This is a genomic window from Methylocapsa aurea, from assembly GCF_000746085.1.
Classification (GTDB): domain Bacteria; phylum Pseudomonadota; class Alphaproteobacteria; order Rhizobiales; family Beijerinckiaceae; genus Methylocapsa; species Methylocapsa aurea.
In genome coordinates this window covers 16969-43717 of the sequence record NZ_JQKO01000023.1, presented here as the reverse complement: position 1 = coordinate 43717, position 26749 = coordinate 16969, and the positions used below count along the sequence as shown (strand labels likewise).

Here is a 26749-nt window from a genome sequence, read left to right as displayed (position 1 = left end):
CGGCTTCCTCGACCGCACCGGCGACGAGATCCACACCTCGATGGAGGCGGGTCCGATGATCCGCAAGAACGAGATGAAATCGACGCCGTGGATCGCGGCTTACGAGAATGCGAATGTCGATGTGGGCCTCGCCTGCGGCTTGCCGGGGCGGGCGCAGATCGGCAAGGGGATGTGGGCCGCTCCGGACCTGATGGCCGACATGCTGGCGCAAAAAATCGCCCATCCGCTGGCCGGGGCCAGCACCGCCTGGGTGCCCTCGCCGACGGCGGCGACGCTGCATGCGGTGCATTATCACAAGGTCGACGTCGCCGCCCGGCAGGCGGAGCTGCGCAAGCGCGCCCCGGCGCGCCTTGCCGACCTGCTCTCCCTTCCGGTCAGCCGGACCAATTTCGCGCCGGAAGACGTCGAGGAGGAGCTCGACAATAATTGCCAGGGCATTTTGGGCTATGTGGTGCGCTGGGTCGATCAGGGGATCGGCTGTTCGAAAGTGCCCGACATTCATGACGTCGGCCTGATGGAGGATCGGGCGACCTTGCGGATTTCGAGCCAGCACATCGCCAATTGGCTGCATCACGGGGTGGTCGGCGCGGCGCAGGTGCTGGAGCGGCTGAAGCATATGGCGGCGGTGGTCGATCGGCAGAACGCCGGCGATCCGGCCTACCGGCCGATGGCGCCGAACTTCGACGGGCCGGCCTTCCTCGCCGCCCAGGATCTGATCTTCAAAGGCCGCGACCAGAAAAACGGCTACACCGAAGAAATCCTCCACCAAAAACGCCGCCAGGCCAAGGCGCAGCAGGAGAGCCCGATCGCTTCGAACTGACTGAACTCATGCGCTCAATCTATTGTCTCGACGCATGATTCTATCGAAGCGTCCCGCGCCTTCCTGATCTTATCGAGGCGCCTTGCGCTTTCTTGGCGTCTCGCTCTGTCACGATTTTCACGATATTTTGCTCTATCCGGATGGATCGGCGGCGGCGATGGTTCGCCTTCGCGGCCTCGAACCAAAGGGAGCGTCGAGCATGACCAAGGAACGCGGGCACGAGAAATACGAGGCCCTGATCTTCCTCTGTCATGGTCTGGCGCCGGTGCGCACCGCGGTCGCCCATCCTTGCGACGAAAGCGCCTTGCGCGGGGCGCTTGAGGCCGCGAAGGCGCGTCTTATCGAGCCGATCCTGGTCGGTCCCAAAACCAGGATAGAAGCGCTCGCGAGGACGCTTGGCCTCGACATTTCGCCCTTTCGGCTGATCGACGCGCCCCATAGCCATGCCGCCGCCGCAAAGGCCGTGGAACTTGTGAGGATGGGCGAGGCCGATGCGCTCATGAAAGGCAGCCTGCACACCGATGAATTAATGGCCGAGGTGGTGAGCAAGGAGACCGGCATCAGGACCGAGCGGCGCATCAGCCATGTCTTCATCATGGATGTTCCGACCTATCACAAGCCTCTGTTCATCACCGACGCCGCGGTGAATATCTTTCCGACGCTTGAAGACAAAACCGACATTATTCAAAACGCGATCGATCTCGCGATAGCCCTTGGCGTCGCCCAGCCGAAGGTCGCAATCCTTTCCGCCGCCGAGACGGTCAGCTCCAAAATACCATCGACCATCGAAGCGGCGGCGCTGTGCAAAATGGCCGACCGCGGCCAGATCCTGGGCGGTCTGCTCGATGGCCCATTGGCGTTCGACAACGCGATCAGTCCCGACGCCGCCAAGGCCAAGAATATCAAGTCGCCGGTTGCCGGCGACGCCGACATTCTGGTCGTTCCCGACCTCGAGGCCGGCAATATGCTTGCAAAGGTCTTCACCTTTCTCGCCAATGCGGACGCAGCAGGCATTGTGCTCGGGGCGCGCGCGCCGATCATCCTGACCAGCCGCGCCGACACGCTCCGCACGCGGCTGGCGAGCTGCGCAGTGGCGGCGCTCTACGCCCACGCCAAACGCGTCGCCGCGGCGAGCGCCGCCAAGCTTGTTGGATGGACTGCTTAGAGCGCGTCCCGATCACATCGACTCATGTGATCGACAAGGACTCGCTCAAAATCAAAGAGTTGGAGCATGATGTCGTCCGAAAACCGGTTTCCACTTTTCGGCATCATGCTCTAGCGCTGCGCTCGCGCCAAGCCTATTCCAAAATGACGCGCCGGCCCTATTTTAAGGGCAAAAGAGCAGCTGGCGCGTCGCCGCGGCGTCCAAGAACAATTTCCGCTTAGGGAGGCAAAATTGGTCGACAAGATTTTGGCCGACATCGCGCATGAGATCGCAATTCGTCCTCACTACGACAATTTCATCGGCGGCAAATGGGTCCCGGCGGTTAAGGGCCAAACCTTCGAGAATATTTCGCCGATCGATGGTCGTGTGATTTGCACGGTCGCGCGTTCGAGCGCCGAGGATGTCGAATTGGCGCTGGACGCCGCGCACGCCGCGCGGGGGGCCTGGGGCCGCACATCTCCCGCCGAGCGTTCGCTCGCGCTGCTTCGCATTGCCGATCGGATCGAGCAAAAGCTCGACATGCTGGCGATGGTCGAGACCATCGACAATGGCAAGCCCATTCGCGAAACCAAGGCCGCCGACCTGCCGCTGGCGGTGGATCATTTCCGCTATTTCGCCGGATGCCTGCGGGCGCAGGAGGGCGGCATTAGCGAGATCGATCATGACACGGTCGCCTATCATTTTCATGAGCCGCTCGGCGTCGTCGCTCAGATCATTCCGTGGAATTTTCCGCTCCTGATGGCGGTGTGGAAACTCGCGCCCGCGCTCGCCGCCGGCAATTGCGTCATCCTGAAGCCAGCCGAGCAAACCCCGATGAGCGTCATGGTGCTGGTCGATATGATCGGCGACCTATTGCCGCCGGGCGTCCTCAACGTGATCAACGGGTTTGGCGTCGAAGCCGGCAAGCCGCTGGCGCAGAACAAGCGAATCGCGAAGGTCGCATTCACCGGCGAGACGACGACCGGCCGGCTCATCATGCAATATGCGTCGGAGAACATCATCCCGGTGACGCTGGAGCTCGGCGGCAAATCGCCAAACATTTTCTTCGCCGATGTCGCCGATGAAGACGATGATTTTTTCGACAAGGCGCTTGAAGGGTTTTCGATGTTCGCCTTGAACCAGGGCGAGGTCTGCACCTGTCCCTCGCGCGCCTTGGTGCAGGAAAAAATCTACGACCGCTTCATGGAGCGGGCGGTGGCGCGGGTCAAGAAAATCAAGCAGGGCAATCCGCTCGATCCAGCGACGATGATCGGGGCGCAGGCCTCCAACGATCAGCTCGAAAAGATTCTATCCTATCTCGATATCGGGCGGCAGGAAGGGGCCAAGGTGCTGGCCGGCGGCGGACGCGCGGATGTGGGTCCCGAACTAGCGGGCGGCTTCTATGTCCAGCCGACGATTCTCGAAGGCCACAATAAGATGCGCATCTTCCAAGAGGAGATTTTCGGCCCGGTGCTTTCGGTGACCAGCTTCAAGGATGATGAAGAGGCGCTGGAGATCGCCAATGATACGCTCTACGGCCTCGGCGCCGGCGTCTGGACCCGCAATGGGACGCGCGCCTATCGCTTCGGCCGCGCGATAGAAGCCGGGCGGGTGTGGACCAACTGCTACCATCTCTATCCGGCGCATGCGGCGTTCGGCGGCTATAAGCAATCTGGCATCGGCCGCGAAAACCACAAGATGATGTTGGATCATTATCAGAAGACCAAGAACATGCTGGTCAGCTACAGTCCGAAGGCGCTTGGATTCTTTTGAGCGCGGATGCGCCGACCCGTTGCGGTCAAGATATATCAACAAGGGGACTCATTGGGTGATGCAGCGCGTCGTGGCGACCGAAAAAGCCTTGGCGCTGATCGAGCGCCTCAAGGAGACGCATGGCGCCTTGCTGTTTCATCAGTCGGGCGGGTGCTGCGACGGCAGTTCGCCGATGTGTTTTCCGCTGGCGGAGTTTCGCACTGGCGCCAGCGACATTCTGCTTGGCGAGATCGCCGGCTGCCCGGTCTATATCGGCGCCGCGCAATTCGAATTCTGGGCGCATACGCAGCTCATCATCGATGTCGTCGCGGGGCGCGGAGCCGGCTTTTCGATCGAGGCGCCGGAAGGGGTGCGGTTTCTGACGCGCGGGCATGTGTTCAGCGACGCGGAGGCGCAAGCGCTCGAGGAGGAGCCAAAGCCCACTTCGGCCTGACGCCGTGGGCCATGCCGCGCTGGGCGCTTTCGCTTGCATGATTTTGGTATGGAAGGCCTAAAAAGCCGGCTGGGCGCAAGCTCAGCCGGCTGTTGGATTGGAGAGGCCCTGATCCGCTCACATTGAAGCGATCGGCGATTAACGCCGTTCCCACGGGGGAGGAGGAGGACCATTGTCATCATCATCATCGTCGTCGTCCGACCCGTTGTCGTGCGAACCAACGTCGTCCGAATGGTCGCCGCCGCGCCAGCCCTCATGCATCATGCCATGATGGCCGCCCATGCCGTGATGGTCGCCCATTCCGTGAATGCCGCCGAAATGCGGTTTCATTGCATGAAGCAGAATTGGCAGGCGATGTTTCTGCTCGTCGCTCAACGTCGCGTAGAGTGGGGAAGCGGCGTCGGCGATCGCCTTGAGAGTTTCGCCATGCGCGATCTGGGCTTCGCTGATGGCCCGCAGCTTGGCGATAATGTCGGCGGGGCGCTGCTCGGATTGCATTTTTTCACGTCGCTCGGCGGCGGTCTTCTGCGCGGCGCGCAGCGCGGCTTCAATCGGCGGCCAAAGCTTTTCCTGATCCGCAGTGAGCTTCAAGCCGGCATGGAGAGCTGCCAAGCGCGCGTCGAAAAAAGCGGCGCGATCGGCGGACGAAAATTCCCAATGCGGGGCGTGCTTCGCCATTCCCGGCGGGGTAGGAGGAGGGCCGGGCGGCGGCTGTTGCGCATTAGCATCGAAAGCGACGCCGGCGCCGATGAGCGCGGCTAGTGTAAAAGCCATCGGTAAGCGCGATTGCATGTGTGTCTCCAAGAGTTGCACTCTGTTGTGTTAGTCCTCCGCGATATGCGGTTCAAATTAAGCTTTGGTCATGTAGCCAAGGAAAGGCTTGCCAGGCCTTCGCGCGGAGAGCGCCGCGAGCTTGAGAATGCCGCGGCATTGGGCCGCGCCCGGCGGCGGTCCAATCCAACTTCCCGATTAGCAAGACGGTTTCACTTCAAGATGACGCTTTTGTCTTAACTTCGGTTCAATGGCTGGCGTGCAAACTCTCGTGAATTCTTTTCAAACCGCGCCTCGATGGGGTGGGTTGTCGCCATGATCCAGATGAAACGAAACAGCAGCGCCGCCGATTTCGGCGACATTCTCGCCTCGCTCGACCACGCCAAGACGGAGCGGCCTTCTGACGCCGGCGCCGGCAAGGTAAAGGCGGAGGACGATCAAGCCGCGCTGGAGCCCGAGCCGCGGCCGGCTCCGAGGTTGCGGCGGCTCCTGGGAAACATTTCCTGGCGCTGGTGGGGCGAGAACGACGCCGCCCAGTCCGGGCCATCGGCGCCCTACGTAGAGGAAGCCTATGGTCCAGCGGACGCGGCCTCGCCAAATGAGCCTGCGCCACAGGCGTCGGCGCCTTCCCAGTCCGCGCCGCCTGCCCCCGCACCGGCGCCAACTGAAGACGAGGAAATCGCCCAGGAGCTTGGTCTTCATGCGGATCTGGCGAGCGTCGAACTCAAGCGGATCCGTCGCGATTTCGCCAAGATGAACCATCCAGACCGCTTCGCTCCGGCGCAGCGGATCGCCGCCGCCCGCCGCATGACGATCGCCAATATGCTGATCGATGCGCATTTGAAGCAAAAGCCATCGGCGCGCAACGTGGCGGCGGAATAGGCGCCGCGCTGGGGCGAGCTAAAGGCCAGCGGGGACCTAAAAGGGGAATATAATACAGGCTTGCCGTGGGCGGCGTCCTGCGATGAAATGGCGGCGATCGACTTCACCGCCACATCACGGAGGTGACATTTTCACGGAAAGACGCCCCATGACCCATGTCGCGACGCTCGTCTGCAACCCGACCTTTCCGAGCCTGACCGAGAGGCTGCTGCAACTGGCGATCGACGCCTTGCCGAAGCCCGGCCCCTCCCAATGGCTCGACAAGGGCGTAGCGGCCGATATTCCTTTCGCGCCGGACGAACCTGTCGATGCGCGCGCCATCGCGGATGCCGTGCGGGCGGTGATCGGCGCCGCTGAGATCGACGTCATCGTCCAGCCGGCGCAGGGCCGGCGCAAGAAGCTGTTCCTGGCCGATATGGATTCCACCATGATCGGGCAAGAATGCATCGACGAATTGGCGGCGCAAACCGGCAAGAAGCAATTTGTCGTCGAGATCACGCAGCGCGCGATGCGCGGCGAGATCGAATTCGAGCCGGCCTTGCGCGAACGGGTCGCCCTCTTGAAGGGCTTGCATCCCGACACTATCCTGCGGGTGATCGCCAAGAAGATCACTCTGACTCCCGGCGGCCGGACGCTCGTGCAGACCATGCGGCGCGATGGCGCCTATACGGCGCTCATCTCAGGCGGGTTCACGAATTTTACGTCCGTCATCGCCGAGAAGATCGGCTTTCATGAGAATCAGGCCAATGCGCTGCTTTTGGGCGAGGATGGCCGCCTTCTCGGACTTGTCGCCGAGCCGATCCTCGGTAAGGAAGGCAAGCGCGCGGCGCTGCTGCGCTTGCGTGAAGATCATGGCTTACCAGCCGAGGCGACGCTGGCCGTCGGCGACGGCGCCAATGACCTCGCGATGCTTGAGGCGGCGGGCCTTGGCGTTGCCTATCGCGCTCAGCCGATGGTCGCCGCCGCGGCGCATGCGCGGATCGTCCATGCCGATCTTACCGCGCTGCTTTACGCGCAAGGGTACAAGCGCGAGGAGTTCTTCGCGGAGCCGCGTCCACAATTGGATCCTGCCGATTGGAAGCGCAAATATGGCGCGATGGAGAAGGCTCACGAACGCACCCGCTTGTGAGCCATTCGCCGCGGGAATGATGAAGTCATGCGCAGCGTGGATTTGAATTGCGATTGCGGCGAAGGCTTCGGCGCCTATGCGATGGGCGATGACGCCGCCATGCTCGATATCGTGACCAGCGCCAATGTCGCATGTGGCCTGCATGGCGGCGATCCGGAAATCATGGCGCAAGCCTTCAAGCTCGCCAAAGCCAAGGGCGTGGCGATCGGCGCGCATCCGGGGTTTCCGGATCTTTGGGGATTTGGCCGCCGCATGCTGCCCTTTACATCGGGCGAAATCGAGCGGCTTGTCGCCTATCAGATCGGCGCCGCGCAGGCGCTCGCCGCCTATGCCGGGCATCGATTGACCTATGTGAAGATCCATGGCGCCTTGAGCAATCGCGCGATGGAGGAGGCGCCGATCGCGCGCTCCATCGCGCGCGCGGTGAAGGCCGTCGATCCGCGCCTCGGTTTTCTCGCCATCGCCGGAACGGAGCTCGAAGCCGCAGGTCTTGCCGAAGGGCTTTCCGTCGCCCGCGAAATCTACGCCGACCGCGCCTATACGGATGCCGGCCTTCTCGCGCAAAGATCCAATCCGGGCGCGGTGCTGGACGCGCCCAATGTCGTCGCCGATCGCGCGCTCGCCATGGTCGAGGCGGGCGCGATCATCACGGTCTCCGGCAAGCATATTCCGGTCGGCATCGACTCCATTTGCGTTCATGGCGACAGCGCCAATGCGGTGGCGATGGCGAGGGCGGTTCGCTCGCGGCTCGAAGCTGCGGGCATCGCGCTGGCGCCGTTTTTCCGGACTTGAGAAGGCCATGCGATGAAGAACGCCGCGCCGCGCTATCTGCCTGCCGGGGAGAGCGCGCTTGTCGTCGAGTTCGGGCAGGCCATCGATCCCGCGATCCACGACCGGGTCGTGGCGCTTGATGCGGCGATCGCCCAAGCGGAATTGGCCGGGGTGAGCGAGACCGTGCCGACCTATCGGTCTCTCATGATCCACTTCGATCCGCGCCGCCTGACGACGCAGGGCTTGATCGAGGCTCTCGCCGGTCTCAAAGACGCTGAGGTCACGCGCGCGCGGCCAAGGCGCTGGCGTCTTCCTGCCTGTTACGATCCACCCCATGGCGAAGATCTCGCCGAGGTCGAAGCGATCCTCGGGCTGCCGCGAGAGCGCATCGTCGCCTTGCATGCGAGTGCGGTTTACCGGGTCTATATGTATGGCTTCGCACCCGGATTCACATTTCTCGGCGGCCTTCCGGCGGCGCTTACCATCGCCCGCCGCGCCGCCCCGCGCGCGCCGGCGCCGCCGGGATCGCTGCTGATCGCGGGCGGTCAGGCGCTCGTCGCCAGCGTCGCCATGCCGACTGGCTGGTATGCGGTCGGCCGGACCCCGGTGAAGATTTTCGATGCGCGGCGCGAGCGACGTTTTCTCGCCGATATCGGCGATGAGCTTGTTTTCGAGCGCATCGATCCTGCCGCATTCGACGCCTTGAGCGCCGCCGCCGAGGCTGGAGACGCTGGCGCGCTGGAGGAGGCCTGAGATGCGGGCGCGGCTACGGGTGCTTCGCGCCGGTCCTGGCGCGACAATCCAGGACGGCGGCCGCCATGGCTTCCTGCGCTTTGGCGTCACGCCGGCAGGGCCAATGGACTGGACCGCGTTTCGGACCGCCAATCTCACCCTCGGCAATGACGACCGCGCGGCCGCGCTCGAAATATCGGCCGGCGGCCTCTCGGCGCTTTGCGAAGACGCGCCGCTTGCGGTCGCATTCGCCGGCGGCGCCTTTATCTGGCGGCGCGATGGCGTCTTGCTGCCGCAGGCCGCGCGCCTTCTGTTGCGGCCAGGGGAAGTGTTGGCGGCGCAAGCGGGGAGTTTTGGCGCTTGGGCCTATCTTGCGGTGGAAGGCGGTTTCGACGCGCCGCTCGACATGGGAAGCCGGGCGACCCATGTGCGATCTGGCATGGGAGGCGTGGAAGGGCGCATGCTGCGCCAAGGCGATGTCCTGTTCGCCGACCTCTTGCCCGCCGCAGCGCGAATGCAATCATTGGAAGCTTCAGAATTCGACGCGGCGATCGATGCGCCTTGGCTCGCCCGGGACGCCGAAGCTTTTCGCGTCGTCCTTGGTCCCCAAGACGATTATTTCACCGCGGCGGGGCTCACAGCGTTTTTCGCGGAGGAATTCACATTGACGCCGAGGGCCGATCGCATGGCCTATCGGTTCGAGGGACCGGAGATCGCGCATGCGCGGGGCCATGATATTGTCTCGGATGGCATCGCGCTCGGCGCGATCCAGATTGCTGGCGACAAGAAGCCTCTGGTGCTCCTGGCCGACCGCCAGCCCACCGGCGGCTATCCCAAGCTCGGCCATGTTATTTTGGCCGACATAGGCCGCCTCGCCCAGATGCGTCCGGGCGAAGCCTGCCGTTTTGCCGCTGTCGGTCTCACCGAGGCCCGAGCGGCGCTCTTCCGGCTCGAAGACGAAATCGCCGCGACCCCCTCGCTCCTGCATCCTTTGCGCCGGGAGCCCACCTCGAAAGCGCTGATCGAAGCCAATCTGATTGATGGCGTCGTCAATGCTCTCGAGGGATCGAGCCAATATTGCGATTGGCCTAACTAGCGACCGCCGCCGCCATGCCCGCCGCCGCCGCCATGACCGCCGCCACCGCCGCCGTGACCACCGCCACCGCCGCCATGTCCGCCACCGCCATGACCGCCGCCGCCCCAGCCGCCGCCGCCATGACCGCCACCGCCATGACCGCCGCCGCCCCAGCCGCCGCCGCCATGACCGCCGCCGCCCCAGCCGCCGCCGCCATGACCGCCATGCCAGCCGCCGCCATGACCGCCATGCCATCCGCCGCCATGACCGCCATGCCATCCGCCGCCGCCATGCCAGCCGGGGTGACGCCAGCCTCGCCAGCCATAACCGCCGCCCCAGCCATAGCCGCGACGCCACGGATAGCCGCACCAGTACCAGCCTGGCCCATTCCAGCCGTTCGAATACCAACAATAATTATAGCCGCCCCAGTAGAACTGGACCGCTTCTAACGGAAGCGCTTCGCTCGCCGGCGCGTTCACGCCTGCATTCGGCATCGGCCCAGCTTGCGCGGTTCCGCCCAACCCGGCACCGGCCGCTAAAACAACCGCGGCTGCAATGGTCTTAAATCGGAGCATTTGCTTCTCCTTGAGAGTTTCGGTTTCCGCCCCACAGACAGTACATAGTCTAATCTGTGAAATATGAATTGAGACGGATCAAAAGAATTTATCGCCTCGGAACGGATTCTCAGCCGCGGCCGGCGATCTTTCGGGCGCGCTTGGCGAGCGTGCGCAGCCGCAGCGCGTTGAGCTTGATAAAGCCGGCGGCGTCACGGTGGTCATAGGCGACCGCGCCCTCTTCGAACGTCACAAGATCCTGATCATAGAGGGAATTGGGGCTTGACCGCCCGACAACGAAAGCTGAGCCTTTGTAGAGCTTGAGGCGGACCTTGCCGGTGACGAATTCCTGGCTGCGGTCGATCAAGGCTTGCAGCATCTCGCGCTCGGGCGAGAACCAAAAACCATTATAAATGATCTCGGCGTATTTTGGCATGAGTTCGTCCTTCAAATGCGCCGCGCCGCGATCGAGGGTGATCGATTCGATGCCGCGGTGGGCGTAGTAAAGGATAGTGCCGCCAGGCGTCTCATACATGCCGCGCGATTTCATACCTACAAAACGGTTTTCAACGAGATCGAGCCGGCCGATTCCATTAGCGCGCCCGAGGTTGTTCAGATGCGTGAGCAAAGTCGCCGGGGACATGGGCTGCCCGTCGACCGCGACAGGGTCGCCCCTTTCGAAATCCACCTCGATGAAGGTCGGCGCATCAGGCGCGTCCTCTGGATTGAGTGTGCGCGAATAGACGTAGTCCGGCACCTCTTGCGCGGGATCCTCCAACACTTTGCCCTCGGAGGAGGCGTGCAGAAGATTGGCGTCGACGGAGAAGGGCGCGTCGCCGCGCTTGTCCTTGGCGATAGGGATCTGGTTCTTTTCGGCGAAGGCGATCAGAGCGGTGCGCGAGGTCAGGTCCCACTCCCGCCAGGGCGCGATGACCTTGATGTCGGGTTCGAGCGCATAATAGGAAAGCTCGAAGCGGACCTGGTCATTGCCTTTGCCGGTCGCGCCATGCGCCACGGCGTCGGCCCCCAGCTTGCGGGCGATCTCGATCTGCTTCTTGGCGATCAAGGGCCGCGCGATCGAGGTTCCAAGGAGATAGAGCCCTTCATATTGCGCATTGGCGCGAAACATCGGGAAGACATAGTCGCGGACGAATTCCTCGCGGAGGTCCTCGATGAAGATATTCTCGGGCTTGACGCCAAGCAGGATCGCCTTGTCCTGCGCGGGCGAAATCTCCTCGCCCTGGCCGAGATCGGCGGTGAAGGTCACGACCTCGCAGCCATATGTCGTTTGCAGCCATTTGAGAATGATCGAGGTGTCGAGCCCTCCCGAATAGGCGAGAACGACCTTTTTGACGTCTGATTTCGGCTGCGGCATTTGAAGCTCATAAAGGGGGTTTCGGGGCGGGTTTCGAAGTCGCGCGACTATAGTGGGCGGGCCTAGGCGCGCAAGTGAGCGCCTCGCGAGCGAGCGGCAGGCGCGGGGTCGTTTCGGAAGGGCGAAGTTCAATTTTCGAGCGTCCGGCGCTTCCGCCGCTTGAAGCGCCGGCGCGGCGGTCGCCTCGTCCTGGAGCTTGAACAAAAGCCGCCGGCCAAGCGGCGATCGTCAACCGGCGCAGGATCGTGCTGGAGGCGCGCCCGGATATGGCGGGGACGCGGCCAGCCGAGGGCTGGGTCTATTGTCCGGAGGGGAATGTGATCGTGAAAACCTGGCCGCCCTTACAATAATTGTTCGGCTGATATTTGTTCGCTGGCGGATCGAACATCGGGTAAAAATAGGCGTTCTGGCAGGAGGGAGTGCTTTCACAAGCAGCAAATGGATTGCCGCAATGCGAAGGATAGTTTTCAGGTCCATAAGTATTGTTTGCTGGTCCTTGGCAGGCATAATAGGTGACGCCGCTGCAGCCTAGCGTAACCGGGAGATTGTAGGAGGCGCCGCCTGTCCTGGCGCATTGATTTCTTTTCCACAAGGCGTCGGTGCAGTTTGAGGGTATGACGCTGATGTCGAACCAGACGCAGTTTCCTGTCTTGAAGCAGCCTGGAGCGCCGACCGGCAAGAAGATGGTTTCGATCATCGTCTGATGATTCGCTTGCGCATTGTAGCAATTGGCCGGCGGTTGGTTCAAAGCCGCGCAAAAGCGCGAGGACATGCCGTTGCTGGAGACCGTCGCCAAGCAGGTCGCCCCAGCGGCAATCCTCGCCCCTGTCCCGGAGGTTGTGCAGCCTGCGCCCCAAGTAATCGGCCCCGATTTGAAATCGCTGGTCGTAAAGCTCACGAAAATCGGCGCGCTGCGGAGGTTTACGATCTTGACGGGGGCGCTTTTGACCACAGAGAGCGCTGGATTGCATGATTCTACTGCGACCGCCTTGAGCTGAGGATCCGTTATTGGAAGGATCGCGTCTGTATTCGCGTCCTTGAATTGGGGCTCGCTTGTCGCGTCGCTCGGGCAGATCAAGGTCAGGTTATTCTGTGCAGCCAGGACGATGGAGGGGCTTGCCAGCATAGCGGCGATTATCACGAGAATCGCCTGTCGGCGCGCTCTTTGGGTTGTGGGTCGCGTTGGCATTGTTTGACCTCCTCTCGGGTTGCATTCGCGAGATCAAGGCTAACATCTCCGCCTTGCGCCATGCAGACCTGCGCGGCTCGATCCAGTGCGCTCCTTCGAACCTGGCCAGTTGGATGTTCTCCTTGACGACGTCGTATAACGGTCATATCCCCATAGGCGGGACACCTTTCCCCAACGAAAGGCGCCCATCTGAAAGGATGGCTACTATGACAGCGATGGTTCCCGCAGCGCGCCCAGGGTGCGCGAATTTTTCTTGCGGTCCTTGCGCCAAGCACCCCGGCTGGCAATTCAAGAACTTGCAGAGCGCCCCGCTCGGACGCTCGCATCGGGCCAAGATCGGCAAAGCTAAGCTGAAGCTGGCAATCGACCTCACCCGCGAGGTCCTGCAGGTCCCGGCCGATTATCGCATCGGCATTCTCCTGGGCTCGGATACCGGCGCAGTCGAAGTGGCGCTATGGTCGCTGCTCGGCCAGCGCGGCGTCGACGTGCTTGCCTGGGAGACCTTCAGCGAAGGCTGGGTGATCGATGTCATCGAGCATTTGCGCCTGAAAAACGCCCGCGCCATGGTCGCGGATTTTGGCGAGATCGTCGATCTGTCCAGCGTCAATTTCGACAATGACGTCGTCTTCGCCTGGAACGGCACAACGTCGGGCGTGCGCGTCCCTAACGCCGATTGGATTCCCGCCGACCGCAAGGGCCTCACGATCTGCGACGCGACCTCGGCCGCTTTCGCCCAGAAACTCGATTGGCCGAAGCTCGACGTCGCCACTTTCTCCTGGCAAAAAGTGCTGGGTGGCGAAGCCGGCCATGGCATTTTGATTCTCGGGCCGCGCGCCGTCGAGAGGCTGGAGAGCTATACGCCGCCGTGGCCTTTGCCCAAACTTTTCCGCCTGACCCACGAGGGCAAGCTGATCGAGAGCATTTTCGAGGGCGAAACCATCAACACCCCTTCGATGCTCTGCGTCGAAGATTACATCGACGCCTTGAATTGGGGCAAATCGCTCGGCGGCCTCGATGCGCTCGTCGCGCGCGCCGACGCCAATGCGAAGGCGCTCAGCGACTGGGTCGAGAGAACGCCCTGGATCGACTTTCTCGGCAAGGATCCGGCATTTAGATCGAACACCAGCATTTGCCTCAAGATCGTCGACCCGGCGGTCACCTTGCTCGGGCGCGAGGCGGAAGCCAAATTCGCGAAATCGATCGTCAGCTTGCTCGAAAAAGAAAACATCGCCTATGACATCGGGTCATACCGGGATGCGCCGCCTGGCCTTCGCATATGGTGCGGCGCGACGATCGAGACAAGCGATGTCGCGGCGCTGACGCTTTGGCTGGATTACGCCTATCAAAAGACAAAGGGCGATCTCGCCAAGGCTGCGTGATTGCGGCGGGCGGCGGCTTGGTTCGGCGCGGGCGGCCGCCGGCTAGCGATCCTGTCCTGCCCTGCGCTCCGCCGCGCGCGGGATGAGCAAGCGACGCGTCCGCGACGTTTCGGGCGTCTGCAAGACCTGAATATGCTTCAAGCCTGCGTTCCGCTTGCATTTTCTTGACGCGAATCCCGCTCCGCCTTCGCGTGAAAAAATGCTCCAGATATGGAGACGTCCGATGCCGCCGCGCGTGCTTATTTCAGATGCGCTTTCCCTCGCCGCCGTCGCCATTTTCAAGGAGCGCGGCGTCGATGTGGATTTCCAGCCGCAACTTGGCAAGGACAAAGAGAAGCTCGCCGCGGTCATCGGCGCTTTCGACGGCTTGGCGATTCGCTCGGCGACGAAGGTCACCGCCAAAATTCTCGATCAGGCCACTAGGCTGAAAGTGATTGGCCGCGCCGGAATCGGCGTCGACAATGTCGACATTCCAGCCGCGACGGCAAAGGGCGTCATCGTAATGAATACGCCTTTTGGCAATTCCATCACCACCGCCGAGCACGCGATCGCGCTGATGTTTGCGCTAGCCCGCCAGATTCCCCAGGCCGACGCCTCGACGCAGGCCGGAAAATGGGAAAAAAACCGTTTCATGGGCGTCGAGATCACGGGCAAGACGCTTGGCGTCATCGGCTGCGGCAACATCGGCTCCATCGTCGCGGAGCGCGCCATCGGCCTCCATATGCATGTTCTTGCCTATGATCCCTTCCTGACGCCCGAGCGCGCGCTCGCTCTCGGCGTCGAAAAGGTCGAGCTCGAGCCTCTCCTCGCCCGCGCCGACATCATTACCCTGCATGCGCCGATGACGCCGCAGACGAAGAATATTCTGTCGGCCGAAAATCTCGTCAAGACCAAGAAGGGCGTGCGGATCATCAATTGCGCCCGCGGCGGCTTGGCCGACGAGAAAGCTTTGCGCGCGCTCCTCGACAGCGGCCATGTCGCGGGAGCGGCTTTCGATGTCTTCGTCAGCGAGCCCGCAACCGAAAACCCGCTCTTTGGCCACCCGAATGTCGTCTGCACCCCGCATCTTGGCGCCTCGACCAACGAGGCTCAGGAAAATGTCGCGCTGCAAGTCGCCGAGCAAATGTCGGACTATCTGATCCGCGGCGCGATTTCGAATGCAGTCAATTTTCCCTCGATCACCGCGGAGGAGGCGCCCAAGCTCAAGCCCTTCATCGCGCTCGCCGAACGTCTTGGATCTTTTGCCGGCCAGCTCGTCGATAGCGCCATCATGAAGGTGACGATCACTTATGAAGGTTCGGTGGCCGAACTGAAGACAAAGGCGTTGACGGCGGCCGCCATCGCCGGGCTGTTGCGACCCTTGCTTGCGGACGTCAATGTCGTTTCAGCGCCCCTGGTCGCCAAAGAGCGCGGCGTCGCGATCGACGAAGTGACCAGGGCGGCCGACGCGGACTATGAATCGCTTATCACTTTGTCCGTTGAAACCGAGGCGCATAAGCGCTCGGTTTCCGGCACGGTGTTTCACGACGGCAGACCGCGAATCATTTCAATCAACGGAATCCAGGTTGATGCGCTCGTCGCTCCAGCGATGATTTATGTCAGCAATGAGGATAGGCCGGGCTTCATCGGCCGGTTCGCGAGCGTTCTGGGCAATGCCGGCGTCAATATCGCGACCTTCGCGCTGGGCCGCGATCGGGCGGGCGGTTCGGCGGTCGCGCTTGTCGAAGTCGATGGCGTCGCGCCCGGGGATGTGCTCGTCGAAGTCGAAAAGCTTCCCGGCGTGAAGGAAGCCAAGGCGCTGGCGTTTTGAGGGTGCCAGAGCATGTTCAACATGCTCTGCTCCAAATCATTGAATCTGAGCGCTTTCGGATTCCGCAAAATCAGACGCAGCTCTAGCTTTGGTATTGGCAGGCGCTCAAAACAGTATAGGTTAAGGCTGTTGGACGGATGTTGCGCCGTTACGATTGACCGAAATCTATTGTGATTTTTCGCCGTAGAAAAAGGCGCTCTGTTCCTGCTCAATTGCTCGCGATGTGCTGGCGCATTGTTGGGCGATCGGGATAAGGGTCAAGCGAATTGGCGTCTGATGCGCCTGACTGTTGCAGGAAAGCATCGTGGCCCCCGAAAGCAAGTTTGCTTAACCCAACAGATATTGAACCCTTCACCGTCATGTGCGCCTTTTAGTGCTCCAAATCGCCTCTGTGGGAGTGCAAGCATGGCGCATCTACGCAAGTTTTCTGTTTTGCCGACGCTATGCGCCGGTTTGCTCGTGGCGAACGCAGGACAGTTCGCGCATGCCGCGGACCTCGCCGCGACGACTCCCCCGCCTCCGGCCAGTTGGTGGGATACGGTGACGGTTTCCGGCGCCATTGAAGGCGGCTATACCGCAAATCCCGATTATCCCGGCGATGGGTTGAATTTCGGGCATTTGCTCACCGACAAAGCCAACAAGCCGCTGCTCAATCAGGCGCTCCTGACGGTCCAGCGCCCGCTCGATCCGAAATCGACGGATTGGGATTTAGGCTTTCGAGTCCAGTTCATGTACGGATCCGACGCGCGCTATACGCGCTATCTCGGCCAGTTCGATTATCTCATCAATGACTGGAGCCAGTTCACGCCCGTCGAGGCTTGGGGGGTCGTCCACGTTCCCTTGTTTTATTCCGGCGGCATCGATGTCAAGTTTGGTCAATATGCCACCTTGGAAGGCGCCGAGGTCATCTCGGCCGGGGACAATTACCTCTACTCGCATTCCTACATCTTCAATTTTGGCGTCCCGCTCGTGCACACGGGCATCATGACGATCTCGCATGTCGATCCGATGATCGATATTTATGCTGGCGTCGACACCGGCGTGAACACCACCTTCGGCAATCGCCAAGGCGACAATAATGGCGCGATCGCGTTCCATGGCGGCCTCGGCCTCAACCTGCTGGACGGCGCCCTGACGATCATGGCGACCACCCATATAGGTCCGGAAAATCCCGATACCGTCGCCACCGCGCTCGCCTGCAACTGCAATCCAAACAAGGCGCTTCGCTACCTCAGCGACATCACTGCAATTTGGAAGGCCACCGAGTCATTGACCTTCATCACCGACCTCAACTACATCCAGGACAACGGGTTTCGGGCGAGTGGCTATGGCGTCGCTCAATATGCGATCTATGCGGTCAATGATTGGCTGAAGCTGGTCGGCCGCGCCGAGGTGTGGCGCGACCAAAACAATTTCTTCGTCGCCGCTTTCCCTGGTAATTTCGATTTCGTCAATATCCAATATGGTTTCCCGAACACGGCGATCTTCGGGCCGTCGCCGACCCCCTATCTGGAGTTGACCGCGGGCCTCAACATCACCCCGCCGCTTCCGGAGGGGCTGCCATTGGTCAAGTCGATCGTTCTGCGGCCGGAAATTCGCTACGACTCCTCGTTGAATGGAACGCCCGCTTTCAATGGCCAAGGCTATCCCAATTTCGGGATCGGCACGAAAACGTCGCAATTCACCTTTGGCGGAGACGTTATCGTGAAGTTTTAGAGAATAATTCCGTTAAGGCGCGGAGTTTCCCTCGAGATTATACGAAGCCGCCCGGCCAAAACTCTTTGGCCGGGCGGTTCTTTTTTGAGCGCGACCATCGGAAAAAGTAACCCAGGCGTCCGATTTTGTAGATGTTTGCGGGCTCGGCGGTGATGAGACGCCGTTGGTTTTGGCTTTATTACTTTTGATCCACGCAGCTGACCTTCGCCGTCAAGGCCGCTGTTGATCCAGCTCAATGCGGATTGCCATCGTCTATATGAAACTTATATGCGGCAAGCATTTAAGCGCTCTCGATCCTTTATCCCCTGCTTGCGATATCAGGCCGTGGGAGCCCCGCGATCCGTCGGCAAGCATCCCGATACGCTCGGACGGGGTGGGGTTCATCTCTTTGATTTGCGCATGATCCTATCGTCAAACCGGCGTCCGCCTGTGCGGATCATGCTGCAAGGATCGAAAGGACTTCCGATGGAAGGCGTTATCCTCGACTTTGTATTCGTCGTGATCGGCGCGGCGGCCTTTGCCGGCACGGCGCTCTATCTCGACGCATGCGCCAGCTTATGAGGGCAGCCATGACATTCGACAACATACTCGGCGCGATGGCGATCGCCATCGTCATGATCTATCTCGTCGTTGCTTTAATACGTCCCGAGCGCTTTTGAGGAATAGTTTCGATGACCGCTAACGGTTTCATCCAGATCGCGCTTTATTGCGTGGTCGTTATGCTGCTGGTCAAGCCGCTCGGCTATTACATGACACGCGTTTTCAACGGCGAGCGCACCTTCCTGTCGATTCTGTTGCGTCCAATCGAGCGCGGGCTTTATTTCATCAGCGGCGTCAGAGAAAAGGAAGAGCAGAGCTGGCGCGGCTATGGCCTCGCGATGCTTGCCTTTTCGCTGGCCGGTTTTCTCGCCCTCTACGCGCTGCAGCGCCTGCAAGCTGTTTTGCCATTCAATCCACAACAACTCGATGCGGTCGCTCCCGATCTCGCCTTCAATACTTCGGTGAGCTTCGTCACCAACACCAACTGGCAATCCTACGTGCCCGAGACCACGATGAGCTATCTGACCCAGATGGCCGGGCTCACCATGCATAATTTCGTTTCGGCGGCGACCGGCATAGCGCTCGCGATCGCCCTTGTCAGGGGTTTTGCACGGCGCTCCGTGCAAACAATCGGCAATTTCTGGGTCGATATGACCCGCGCTGTTCTCTATGTGCTCTTGCCGGCGTCGATTGTGGTTGGATTGTTCCTGGTTTGGCAGGGCGTGCCACAGAATTTGAACGCTTACGTCGAAGCGACGACTCTCGAAGGCGCTAAACAGGTGATCGCCCAGGGGCCGGTCGCTTCGCAGGAAGTCATCAAGGAGTTGGGCACAAATGGCGGCGGCTTCTTCAACGCCAATTCGGCGCATCCTTACGAGAACCCGAACGCCTTGACCAATTTCGTCCAGATGGTGCTGATCTTCTCGATCGGCGCGGCGCTCACCAATGTTTTCGGTCGGATGGTCGGCAAGGAGCGCCAAGGCTGGGCGATCTTCGCGGTTATGGGAATTTTGTTCCTGGCGGGCGCATTTTTCGTCTATGGGACCGAGAGTAAAGGCAATCCGGATTTCGCCAGCCTTCCAATCGACGCCGCCGCGGGTCCGCTTCAGGCCGGCGGCAACATGGAAGGCAAGGAGGTGCGTTTCGGCATCGCCAATTCGTCCCTCTTCACGACCGTCACCACCGACGCCTCCTGCGGCGCCGTCAACACGATGCACGACAGCCTGCTGCCGCTCGCCGGCATGATCCCGATGGTCAACATCATGCTGGGCGAGATCATCTTCGGCGGCGTCGGCTCCGGTCTTTACGGCATGCTTCTCTTTGCGATTGTCGCGGTTTTCGTCGCCGGCCTCATGGTTGGCCGCACGCCGGAATATCTCGGCAAGAAGATCGAGGCTAAGGAAGTTAAAATGGCGATGTTGGCGATTTTGATCCTGCCTCTGTCGATCCTCGGCTTCACCGCGCTCGCGGTCGTTCTACCGGCCGGGCTTTCGAGCCTCGCCAACGCCGGCCCGCATGGCTTCAGCGAGGCGCTATACGCCTACACCTCGGCCACGGGCAACAATGGCAGCGCCTTTGCCGGGATTAGCGCCAATACGCCTTTCTACAATACGACGCTCGGCCTTGCGATGTGGATCGGGCGCTTCCTGTTCATCGTTCCGATGCTGGCGATCGCCGGGTCTCTCGCCAGCAAGAAACTCGTCCCGGCTTCGGCGGGCACCTTTCCCACCGACGGCGGGCTTTTCGTCGGCCTGTTGATCGGGGTGATCCTGATCATCGGCGGCCTGACCTTCTTTCCCGCCTTGGCGCTTGGCCCAATCGAGGAACATCTCGCCCTGCGCGCGGGCGATCTTTTCTGAGCGCCGCGAGAGTCGGCGAAGCGGAAAACCGTTCGCCGGCAAGGCCCTTTAGCAAATTGCAAGGTCAATCCAATGGAAACCAGAGATAATCCGCGCAGCACTGTGCGCTCCCTGTTCGATCCGGCGATCATCCTGCCGGCGATCGGAGGCGCGTTCCGCAAGCTCGACCCACGCCTCATGGTCCGCAATCCGGTCATGTTCGTCGTCGAGATCGTGAGCCTGCTGGTGACGATTTTGTTCCTGCGCGACCTCATCAAGGGAGGCGCAGATTTGAAATTCAGCTTCCAGATCCTCGCTTGGCTCTGGATTACCTTGCTGTTCGCTAATTTCGCCGAGGCGGTGGCCGAAGGCCGCGGCAAGGCGCAGGCGGCGACATTGCGCAAGGCGCGCACCGATGCGCGGGCAAAGCGTCTCGCGTCGCCGCAGGATCACCGCGTCGAACTGGTTCCGGCGGCGGCCTTGAGACAGGGCGATCTCGTGTTTGTCGAAACGGGCGACATCATTCCAAGCGATGGCGAGATCATCGAAGGCGTCGCCTCGGTCGATGAATCGGCGATCACCGGCGAATCCGCGCCGGTGATTCGCGAGAGCGGCGGCGATCGCTCTGCGGTGACCGGCGGCACGCGCGTTCTTTCCGACTGGATCAAGGTCCGCATCACCGCGGCGCAAGGATCGACGTTCCTCGATCGGATGATCGCGCTTGTCGAAGGCGCGCAGCGGCAGAAGACGCCAAATGAGATCGCGCTCAACATTCTCCTCGCCGGCCTGTCGCTGATCTTCGTCTTCGCGGTGGCGACGATCCCGAGCTTTGCGAATTACGCCGGCGGCGAAGTGTCGGTCATCGTCCTCGTCGCGCTTTTCGTCACCCTGATCCCGACGACGATCGGTGCGCTGCTCTCGGCGATCGGAATCGCCGGCATGGATCGCCTGGTGCGGTTCAACGTTCTCGCCATGTCGGGACGCGCTGTCGAGGCGGCGGGCGACGTCGACACCTTGCTTCTCGACAAGACCGGCACGATTACCCTCGGCAACCGGCAGGCGGCGGAGTTCGTTCCGCTCGCCGGGGTCACGGCCCGGGAGCTTGCCGACGCCGCTCAGCTTGCATCCCTGTCCGACGAAACGCCGGAAGGCCGCTCGATCGTCGTGCTCGCCAAAGAGAAATACGGCATCAGAGGCCGGGACATGAGCGAACTCAACGCCAAATTCATCCCCTTCAGCGCCTACACGCGACTGAGCGGGATCGATGCCGGCGCGAGCGTGATCCGCAAGGGAGCGGTGGATGCGGTCCTGGCCTTCGTCCGCTCGGAGGCCGCAAATCCTCCGCCCGATGCCGAGGGCGCGGCCGTCGCGGCGCGCTCATTGGTCTCGGAAGCGGCGGTTCACGACCTGAACGCAAGCGCTGATCGCATTGCGAAACTGGGCGGGACTCCGCTTGCGGTCGCCAAGGATGGCCGTCTGCTCGGGGTTATCTATCTGAAGGACATCATCAAGGGCGGCATCAGGGAGCGCTTCGGCGCGCTGCGCCAGATGGGAATCCGGACGGTGATGATCACCGGCGACAATCCTTTGACGGCGGCGGCGATCGCCGCCGAGGCCGGGGTCGATGATTTCCTCGCCCAGGCGACGCCCGAGGCCAAATTGAAACTCATTCGGGACGAGCAGGCGCAAGGCAAGCTTGTCGCCATGTGCGGCGACGGGACCAATGACGCGCCGGCCTTGGCGCAGGCGGATGTCGGCGTCGCCATGAACACTGGAACCATGGCCGCGCGGGAGGCGGGCAACATGGTCGACCTCGACAGCGATCCGACGAAGCTGATCGAAATCGTCGAAATCGGCAAGCAGTTGCTGATGACGCGCGGCGCGCTGACCACCTTCTCGATCGCCAATGACGTCGCGAAATATTTCGCGATTCTTCCGGCGATGTTCGTCGCCTTCTACCCGCAGCTCCAAAGCCTCAACATCATGAATCTCGCCACGCCGCAAAGCGCGATTCTTTCGGCGATCATTTTCAACGCCTTGATCATTGTCGCGCTCATTCCCCTTTCGCTGCGCGGCGTCGCCTATCGTCCGGTCGGGGCGGCGTCGATCTTGCGGCGCAATCTGCTCATCTATGGCGTCGGCGGCCTCGCCGTTCCTTTTATCGGCATCAAGCTGATCGATCTCGCGGTCGGCGCGGCTGGCCTTGCGTGAGGATTCCAAAGTGATCAAACATCTGTTTCCCGCGGTGATGCTGACCGTCCTCATGACCGCGCTGACCGGGCTCGCCTATCCGCTCGCGATGACGGGCTTGGCCCAGCGCCTTTTTCCCTATCAAGCCAATGGCAGCCTGGAGATCGGGCAAGATGGAGCCATTATCGGATCGGCGCTGATCGGGCAGAGTTTCACCCGAGAGGACTATTTCCATGGAAGGCCCTCCGCCACGGGCGGCGCCGACCCCAATGATGCGACGAAATCCATACCTGCGCCCTATAACGCCAGCAATTCGGCGGGATCGAATCTGGGTCCGACGTCGAAGGCGTTGATCGAACGGGTGAAGGAGGAATCCGAGGCGCTCAAGGCGCAAAATCCATCCGCGCCGGTTCCCGTCGATCTCGTCACGACATCCGCGAGCGGCCTTGATCCCGACATCACGCCGGCGGCGGCGCTGTTTCAGATTCCGCGGATCGCCAAGGCGCGCAAGCTTTCGGAAGATGCGCTGCGCAGCCTTGTTGAAGACAATACCACCGGCCGTCTGCTCGGCATTCTGGGCGAGCCGCATGTCAACGTGCTGAAACTCAACTTGGCGCTCGACAAGGCCTTTCCGACGCGCGAAAGCCGTAAGAGCAAGGAAAACTCGGCCACAGCTGAGGCGACTCCGGCGCCTGCTGTTGTGCCGTCAATTGCTGCGCCGCCTGCGCTCGAGACGCCCGCAACGACTGCGGATGCCTCGCCTGTTGTCGCCGCGCCTGCGCCGCCGGCCCCCGTCGTCGCCGAGGCGGCGGCGTCGGCCCCCGCGATCGATGCGCCGGTTGCACCTGCTGTCGCGCCTCCATCCGCTAATCCCCCCAAGACAGCGGCGTCAGAGCCGGTAGCGCAAGCTCTGTTTCCCTCGGAAATTTCTTCCGCCCATGCCGACAAGAAGCCGTCCGTTGCGCGCCTCAAGACCTGTTCCGACCAATTCCGCGCCAACGCGGCGACCAACTCCAATGGCGGCCTGAAATGGATGGACTATTGGAGCGCGTGCAAGAAGCGCTTGAAGGGCTGACTCAACATATTGAGCTAGACAAATGAGTAGAAAAGGCCAAGTATTTTCAACGCGAATTCGTTCTCGCTTGGAGCCGTTTTCTCTTCGATAAAGGATAGAGTGCTTCTGATCGTCCCAGCTAAGCACTCTAAGCGAAAGCGCCGGCCGGCATGGAGAAACGCGATAACGCCGAACGTCGGCCTTCACCCGACGCTCTCCTGCGCGATGCGCAGCACGCCGAACAAGGCCGCCTGAAAATCTTTCTTGGCGCCGCGCCGGGCGTCGGCAAGACCTATGAAATGCTGATGACGGCGCAGGCCAAGAAGGTCGAGGGGCTTGATGTCGTCGTCGGCGTCGTCGAGACGCATGGGCGCAAGGAGACCGAGGCGCTGCTGCGCGGTCTCGAAGTCGTTCCGCGCCGCAGCATCGTCTACAAAGGCCATGTCCTCGCCGAGATGAACATTGACGCCATTCTGGTCCGCGCGCCCAGTCTCGTTCTGGTCGATGAGCTTGCGCATACCAATGCGCCGGAGAGCCGCCATCCCAAGCGCTACATGGATGTCGAAGAACTGCTCGCAGCCGGGATCGACGTCTACACGACGCTCAACATTCAGCATGTCGAAAGCCTCAACGACGTTGTCGCCCGGATCACGCGGGTCCGGGTCCGCGAGACCGTGCCGGATTCGATTATCGACCGCGCCGACGATATCGAGTTGACCGATCTGACGCCGGAAGATCTGATCGCGCGGCTGAATGATGGCAAGGTCTATGTGCCTGATCAGGCCGAGCGGGCGATTGCGCATTATTTCTCGCCGGGCAATCTGACCGCCTTGCGAGAGCTGGCGTTGCGCCGCACCGCTCAGCGGGTCGATGAGCAGATGGTCGATTACATGCGGCTGCATGCGATCGAAGGGCCCTGGCCGGCTGGCGAACAGGTGCTGGTCCTCATCGACGCGACGAAAAGCGGCAATGCCGTCGTGCGCTACGCCAAGCGAATGGCCGATCGCCTGAAGGCGCGATGGGCGGCGATTTATGTGGAGACGCCAGCCGACGCGCGCGCCAACGAGGCCGAGCGGGACGCCATCGCGCAGAGCTTGCGCCTTGCCCAACGGCTCGGAGCGGAGGCGATCTCGATCCCGGGCCAGGATGTCGCCGACTCTGTCGCCGAATATGCGCAGGCCAATAATTTCACCCATATCATCGTCGCCAAATCGGAGCATTCGCGTTGGCGCGATTTTTTTGGCGAATCGGCCGCCCAGAAACTGATCCGCGTCGCCTCTGGCGCGAGCGTTCACGTCATCGCACGCCCGACCGACGGGGCCCTCAGCGCCCCCGCGAGGATCGAGCCCGGCAAGAGGGAAGTGAAGCCGGGCGCCTTCATAGGCTATGCCGCGAGCCTTTTCTACGTCGGCGTCGCGGCCATCATCGCCATTCTGCTCCGGCAAAATGGCGTCTCGAATGTTTCGCAGGCCTTTCTGATTGCGGTCCTGGCGAGCGCTGTGAGTTTTGGACTATGGGCCTCGCTGCTCGCTTGTCTCGTCAGCGTGCTCGCCTATAATTTCTTTTTCCTGCCGCCGCTCTACACATTCACGATCGCCGACCCGGAAAATGTCGTCGCGTTGTTCTTCTTCGCGGTCGTCGCCATCATTGCGAGCAACCTCGCGGCGCGCGTCCGCGCCCAGGCGATCGCCGCGCGCCAACGCGCGCGGATCACCGAGGATCTCTATCTTTTCAGCCGCAAGCTCGCGGGCATCGCAACGCTTGACGATCTCCTTTGGGCGACCGCGCATCAGATCGCGCTGATGCTGAAGGTGCGGGTCGTTCTCCTTCTGCCCGAGGAGGGCCGCCTTGACGTCAAAGCGGGGTTTCCTCCCGAGGACATGCTCGACGAAGCCGATCTCGCCGCGGCGCGCTGGTGCTTTGAAAAAAATCAGGCGACGGGACGCGGCGCCGATACGCTGCCGGGCGCAAAGCGCCGCTTCATGCCCTTGCGCACGGCGCGCGGCGCCGTCGGCGTCGTCGGGATCGACCGCGACAAGCCGGGGCTCTTGCTGACGCCCGAAGACTCACGTCTTTTCGACGCGCTCTCCGATCAGGCCGCCGTCGCGATCGATCGCGTCAACCTCGCCAAGGACATCGATCGCGCCCGCCTCGCCGAGGAGACCGATCGCCTGCGCTCGGCGCTGCTCACCTCGATCTCGCATGATCTTCGCACGCCTCTCGCCTCGATCCTCGGCTCGGCGACGAGCCTCGTCAGCCACGGGCGGGAGTTCGACGATTCGGTTCAAGAGAGTCTGCTGCGCACCATTCAGGAGGAAGCCGAGCGGCTCAATCGCTTCATCGGAAATCTTCTTGACATGACGCGGCTCGAATCCGGCCCGCTCAAGCCGCAATCAGGGCCGGTCGACCTCTCCGACATCGTCGGCGCGACGTTGCAAAGGGCCGGCAAGATCTTGGCCGAACACGAGGTCGATATCGATCTCGAGGCCGGATTGCCAATGCTGGATGTCGACATGGTGCTGATGGAGCAGATCCTGTTCAATCTTTTCGACAATGCGGCGAAATACGCCCCGCCTCATTCGCTCATCACGATCGCAGCGCGGCGCGAGAACGGCAGCGTCGCCATTCGAGTCCTGGACGAAGGCGAGGGCATTCCCGAAGCTGACCTCGATCGAATTTTCGATAAGTTCTACCGGGTTCATCGCTCCGACCGGCAGCGCGCCGGCACAGGCCTTGGTCTTGCGATTTGCCGCGGCTTCATCGAGGCGATGGGAGGCTCGATAACGGCGGCGAATCGGATCGACCGGCGCGGCGCGGCTTTCACAATCAAGCTGCCGGCGCTCATCGCGCCAGGGGCGCAGTCTGAGGCCTTGTCTTGACGCCGCGCGCGGGTCCGCTTCGCGTTCTAGTCGTAGACGATGAGCCCGCGATCCTGCGATTTCTGCGTGCGACCCTGGAGAGCCAAGGCTATGTCGTGGCGACCGCCGCCAGCGGAGGCGCCGCTCTCGACATGGTCCGCCGCCACGCCGCCGATCTTCTCGTCCTCGACCTTGGGTTGCCCGATGTGGATGGCCTCGAGGTCATCAAAACCATCAGGGCCGCGAACGAGGCCTTGCCGATCATCATCCTATCGAGCCGGGAAAACGAAAGCGCCAAAGTGGCGGCGCTCGACCTCGGCGCCGATGATTATGTGACGAAGCCTTTTGGCGTTGATGAGCTTTTGGCGCGCATCCGGATGGCGCAGCGGCACCGGTTGCAACAGGAGGGCGAAAAGCCCTTGTTCCGCGCCGGCGATCTTTGCATTGATCTCGTCCGGCGCATCGTCACCGTGCGCGGTAAGGAGGTCAAGTTTTCGCCGCGCGAATATGAGGTCTTGCGCCTCATGGCGGCGCATGCGGGGAAGGTCCTGACCCACCGCTTCATGCTGCATGAAATTTGGGGCGGCGACGCGGATGTGCAATATCTGCGCATCTACATTCGCGCCTTGCGCCAGAAGATCGAATCGGACCCGGAAAGACCTCGTCATATTCTTACCGAGACCGGAGTCGGCTATCGTTTGCGCGAGCCGGATTAG

22 protein-coding genes and 1 pseudogene are annotated in these 26749 nt (G+C 61.8%); 19 read left to right on the top strand and 4 right to left on the bottom strand.

Features of this window, described 5'->3' with window-relative positions; all coding sequences use genetic code 11:
* From DL86_RS14350 to DL86_RS14330, 4 genes are all read left to right on the top strand, one after another.
* Positions 1–820, top strand: an 820-nt coding sequence (locus tag DL86_RS14350) for a malate synthase (RefSeq protein WP_036262826.1), incomplete at its 5' end; no start/stop codon positions are given.
* Between the two features lie 199 nt (positions 821–1019).
* On the top strand, positions 1020–1985 hold the full coding sequence (locus tag DL86_RS14345; RefSeq protein ID WP_036262867.1) for a bifunctional enoyl-CoA hydratase/phosphate acetyltransferase: 966 nt from the start codon (positions 1020–1022) through the stop codon (positions 1983–1985).
* Positions 1986–2216: 231 nt separating this feature from the next.
* Entirely contained in the window at positions 2217–3737 is a 1521-nt protein-coding gene (gene adh / locus DL86_RS14335; RefSeq protein ID WP_036262823.1) for an aldehyde dehydrogenase, read from the top strand.
* Between the two features lie 58 nt (positions 3738–3795).
* Complete coding sequence (locus DL86_RS14330; RefSeq protein WP_036262821.1) at positions 3796–4170, top strand: DUF779 domain-containing protein; 375 nt, start codon at positions 3796–3798, stop codon at positions 4168–4170.
* A gap of 138 nt (positions 4171–4308) precedes the next feature.
* Here the strand turns inward: DL86_RS14330 and DL86_RS14325 are convergent, their stop codons facing one another.
* Positions 4309–4962: a Spy/CpxP family protein refolding chaperone gene (locus tag DL86_RS14325; RefSeq protein ID WP_084572939.1), complete on the bottom strand. Its 654-nt coding sequence runs from the start codon at positions 4960–4962 to the stop codon at positions 4309–4311.
* 276 nt (positions 4963–5238) lie between these two features.
* On the opposite strand from DL86_RS14325, the gene DL86_RS18840 reads away from it, so the two are divergent.
* The 5 genes from DL86_RS18840 (at position 5239) to DL86_RS14300 (ending at position 9551) form a co-directional block, all read left to right on the top strand.
* Entirely contained in the window at positions 5239–5823 is a 585-nt protein-coding gene (locus DL86_RS18840; protein WP_051953481.1) for a hypothetical protein, read from the top strand.
* 148 nt (positions 5824–5971) lie between these two features.
* Entirely contained in the window at positions 5972–6952 is a 981-nt protein-coding gene (serB, locus tag DL86_RS14315; protein WP_036262819.1) for a phosphoserine phosphatase SerB, read from the top strand.
* A 27-nt stretch (positions 6953–6979) separates the two neighbouring features.
* A complete protein-coding gene (locus DL86_RS14310; RefSeq protein WP_036262818.1) occupies positions 6980–7744 on the top strand; it encodes a LamB/YcsF family protein in 765 nt (254 codons plus the stop codon).
* 12 nt (positions 7745–7756) lie between these two features.
* Complete coding sequence (locus DL86_RS14305) at positions 7757–8476, top strand: 5-oxoprolinase subunit B family protein (RefSeq protein ID WP_036262816.1); 720 nt, start codon at positions 7757–7759, stop codon at positions 8474–8476.
* A gap of 1 nt (position 8477) precedes the next feature.
* Positions 8478–9551 (top strand): 5-oxoprolinase subunit C family protein, encoded by a 1074-nt coding sequence (locus DL86_RS14300; RefSeq protein WP_036262814.1) that lies wholly within the window; start codon positions 8478–8480, stop codon positions 9549–9551.
* On the opposite strand, the gene DL86_RS19945 is transcribed toward DL86_RS14300, so the two are convergent.
* The 3 genes from DL86_RS19945 to DL86_RS14285 all read right to left on the bottom strand — a co-directional run bounded on the left by DL86_RS19945 (position 9544) and on the right by DL86_RS14285 (position 12600).
* Positions 9544–9873 (bottom strand): hypothetical protein, encoded by a 330-nt coding sequence (locus DL86_RS19945; protein ID WP_210165413.1) that lies wholly within the window; start codon positions 9871–9873, stop codon positions 9544–9546. The two genes, DL86_RS14300 and DL86_RS19945, sit on opposite strands and share 8 nt — an antisense overlap.
* Before the next feature lie 341 nt (positions 9874–10214).
* A complete protein-coding gene (locus DL86_RS14290; RefSeq protein WP_036262858.1) occupies positions 10215–11459 on the bottom strand; it encodes an argininosuccinate synthase in 1245 nt (414 codons plus the stop codon).
* 298 nt (positions 11460–11757) lie between these two features.
* On the bottom strand, positions 11758–12600 hold the full coding sequence (locus DL86_RS14285; protein ID WP_156964669.1) for a hypothetical protein: 843 nt from the start codon (positions 12598–12600) through the stop codon (positions 11758–11760).
* A 254-nt stretch (positions 12601–12854) separates the two neighbouring features.
* Here DL86_RS14285 and DL86_RS14280 point away from each other — a divergent pair, with 254 nt between their 5' ends.
* The 10 genes and pseudogenes from DL86_RS14280 (at position 12855) to DL86_RS14235 (ending at position 26749) form a co-directional block, all read left to right on the top strand.
* The gene (locus tag DL86_RS14280; RefSeq protein WP_036262808.1) at positions 12855–14027 is read left to right on the top strand and encodes a phosphoserine transaminase; all 1173 of its coding nucleotides are present in this window, start codon (positions 12855–12857) and stop codon (positions 14025–14027) included.
* Positions 14028–14250: 223 nt separating this feature from the next.
* Positions 14251–15837 (top strand): phosphoglycerate dehydrogenase, encoded by a 1587-nt coding sequence (serA, locus tag DL86_RS14275; protein WP_036262805.1) that lies wholly within the window; start codon positions 14251–14253, stop codon positions 15835–15837.
* A 405-nt stretch (positions 15838–16242) separates the two neighbouring features.
* Complete coding sequence (locus DL86_RS14270; protein ID WP_051953476.1) at positions 16243–17553, top strand: outer membrane beta-barrel protein; 1311 nt, start codon at positions 16243–16245, stop codon at positions 17551–17553.
* 324 nt (positions 17554–17877) lie between these two features.
* Positions 17878–18114, top strand: coding sequence for a hypothetical protein (locus DL86_RS14265; protein ID WP_156964668.1), 237 nt, complete (start codon positions 17878–17880; stop codon positions 18112–18114).
* Between the two features lie 8 nt (positions 18115–18122).
* Positions 18123–18212, top strand: a complete 90-nt coding sequence (kdpF, locus tag DL86_RS19385; RefSeq protein ID WP_156964667.1) for a K(+)-transporting ATPase subunit F — start codon at positions 18123–18125, stop codon at positions 18210–18212.
* A gap of 12 nt (positions 18213–18224) precedes the next feature.
* Positions 18225–19952: a potassium-transporting ATPase subunit KdpA gene (gene kdpA / locus DL86_RS14260; protein WP_036262801.1), complete on the top strand. Its 1728-nt coding sequence runs from the start codon at positions 18225–18227 to the stop codon at positions 19950–19952.
* A gap of 72 nt (positions 19953–20024) precedes the next feature.
* Entirely contained in the window at positions 20025–22142 is a 2118-nt protein-coding gene (gene kdpB / locus DL86_RS14255; RefSeq protein WP_036262800.1) for a potassium-transporting ATPase subunit KdpB, read from the top strand.
* A 10-nt stretch (positions 22143–22152) separates the two neighbouring features.
* A pseudogene (locus tag DL86_RS20540) lies at positions 22153–22749 on the top strand (K(+)-transporting ATPase subunit C); the annotation flags it as partial.
* Between the two features lie 596 nt (positions 22750–23345).
* Positions 23346–26054: a sensor histidine kinase gene (locus tag DL86_RS14240; protein ID WP_036262799.1), complete on the top strand. Its 2709-nt coding sequence runs from the start codon at positions 23346–23348 to the stop codon at positions 26052–26054.
* Positions 26051–26749: a response regulator gene (locus DL86_RS14235; protein WP_036262797.1), complete on the top strand. Its 699-nt coding sequence runs from the start codon at positions 26051–26053 to the stop codon at positions 26747–26749. Before DL86_RS14240 ends, DL86_RS14235 begins: the two co-directional genes overlap by 4 nt.

Excerpts from the sequence above, each read along its gene's own strand:
- DL86_RS14310 (WP_036262818.1), top strand. The coding sequence starts at position 6,980 with ATGCGCAGCGTGGATTTGAATTGCGATTGCGGCGAAGGCTTCGGCGCC.
- DL86_RS14325 (WP_084572939.1), bottom strand. The coding sequence starts at position 4,962 with ATGCAATCGCGCTTACCGATGGCTTTTACACTAGCCGCGCTCATCGGC.
- DL86_RS19945 (WP_210165413.1), bottom strand. The coding sequence starts at position 9,873 with ATGGCTGGGGCGGCGGTTATGGCTGGCGAGGCTGGCGTCACCCCGGCT.
- DL86_RS14240 (WP_036262799.1), top strand. The coding sequence starts at position 23,346 with ATGGAGAAACGCGATAACGCCGAACGTCGGCCTTCACCCGACGCTCTC.
- DL86_RS14345 (WP_036262867.1), top strand. The coding sequence starts at position 1,020 with ATGACCAAGGAACGCGGGCACGAGAAATACGAGGCCCTGATCTTCCTC.
- kdpB (WP_036262800.1), top strand. The coding sequence starts at position 20,025 with ATGGAAACCAGAGATAATCCGCGCAGCACTGTGCGCTCCCTGTTCGAT.
- DL86_RS14330 (WP_036262821.1), top strand. The coding sequence starts at position 3,796 with ATGCAGCGCGTCGTGGCGACCGAAAAAGCCTTGGCGCTGATCGAGCGC.
- DL86_RS14270 (WP_051953476.1), top strand. The coding sequence starts at position 16,243 with ATGGCGCATCTACGCAAGTTTTCTGTTTTGCCGACGCTATGCGCCGGT.
- kdpA (WP_036262801.1), top strand. The coding sequence starts at position 18,225 with ATGACCGCTAACGGTTTCATCCAGATCGCGCTTTATTGCGTGGTCGTT.
- DL86_RS14280 (WP_036262808.1), top strand. The coding sequence starts at position 12,855 with ATGACAGCGATGGTTCCCGCAGCGCGCCCAGGGTGCGCGAATTTTTCT.
- DL86_RS14305 (WP_036262816.1), top strand. The coding sequence starts at position 7,757 with ATGAAGAACGCCGCGCCGCGCTATCTGCCTGCCGGGGAGAGCGCGCTT.
- DL86_RS14300 (WP_036262814.1), top strand. The coding sequence starts at position 8,478 with ATGCGGGCGCGGCTACGGGTGCTTCGCGCCGGTCCTGGCGCGACAATC.
- DL86_RS18840 (WP_051953481.1), top strand. The coding sequence starts at position 5,239 with ATGGGGTGGGTTGTCGCCATGATCCAGATGAAACGAAACAGCAGCGCC.
- DL86_RS14290 (WP_036262858.1), bottom strand. The coding sequence starts at position 11,459 with ATGCCGCAGCCGAAATCAGACGTCAAAAAGGTCGTTCTCGCCTATTCG.
- serB (WP_036262819.1), top strand. The coding sequence starts at position 5,972 with ATGACCCATGTCGCGACGCTCGTCTGCAACCCGACCTTTCCGAGCCTG.
- kdpF (WP_156964667.1), top strand. The coding sequence starts at position 18,123 with ATGACATTCGACAACATACTCGGCGCGATGGCGATCGCCATCGTCATG.
- serA (WP_036262805.1), top strand. The coding sequence starts at position 14,251 with ATGCCGCCGCGCGTGCTTATTTCAGATGCGCTTTCCCTCGCCGCCGTC.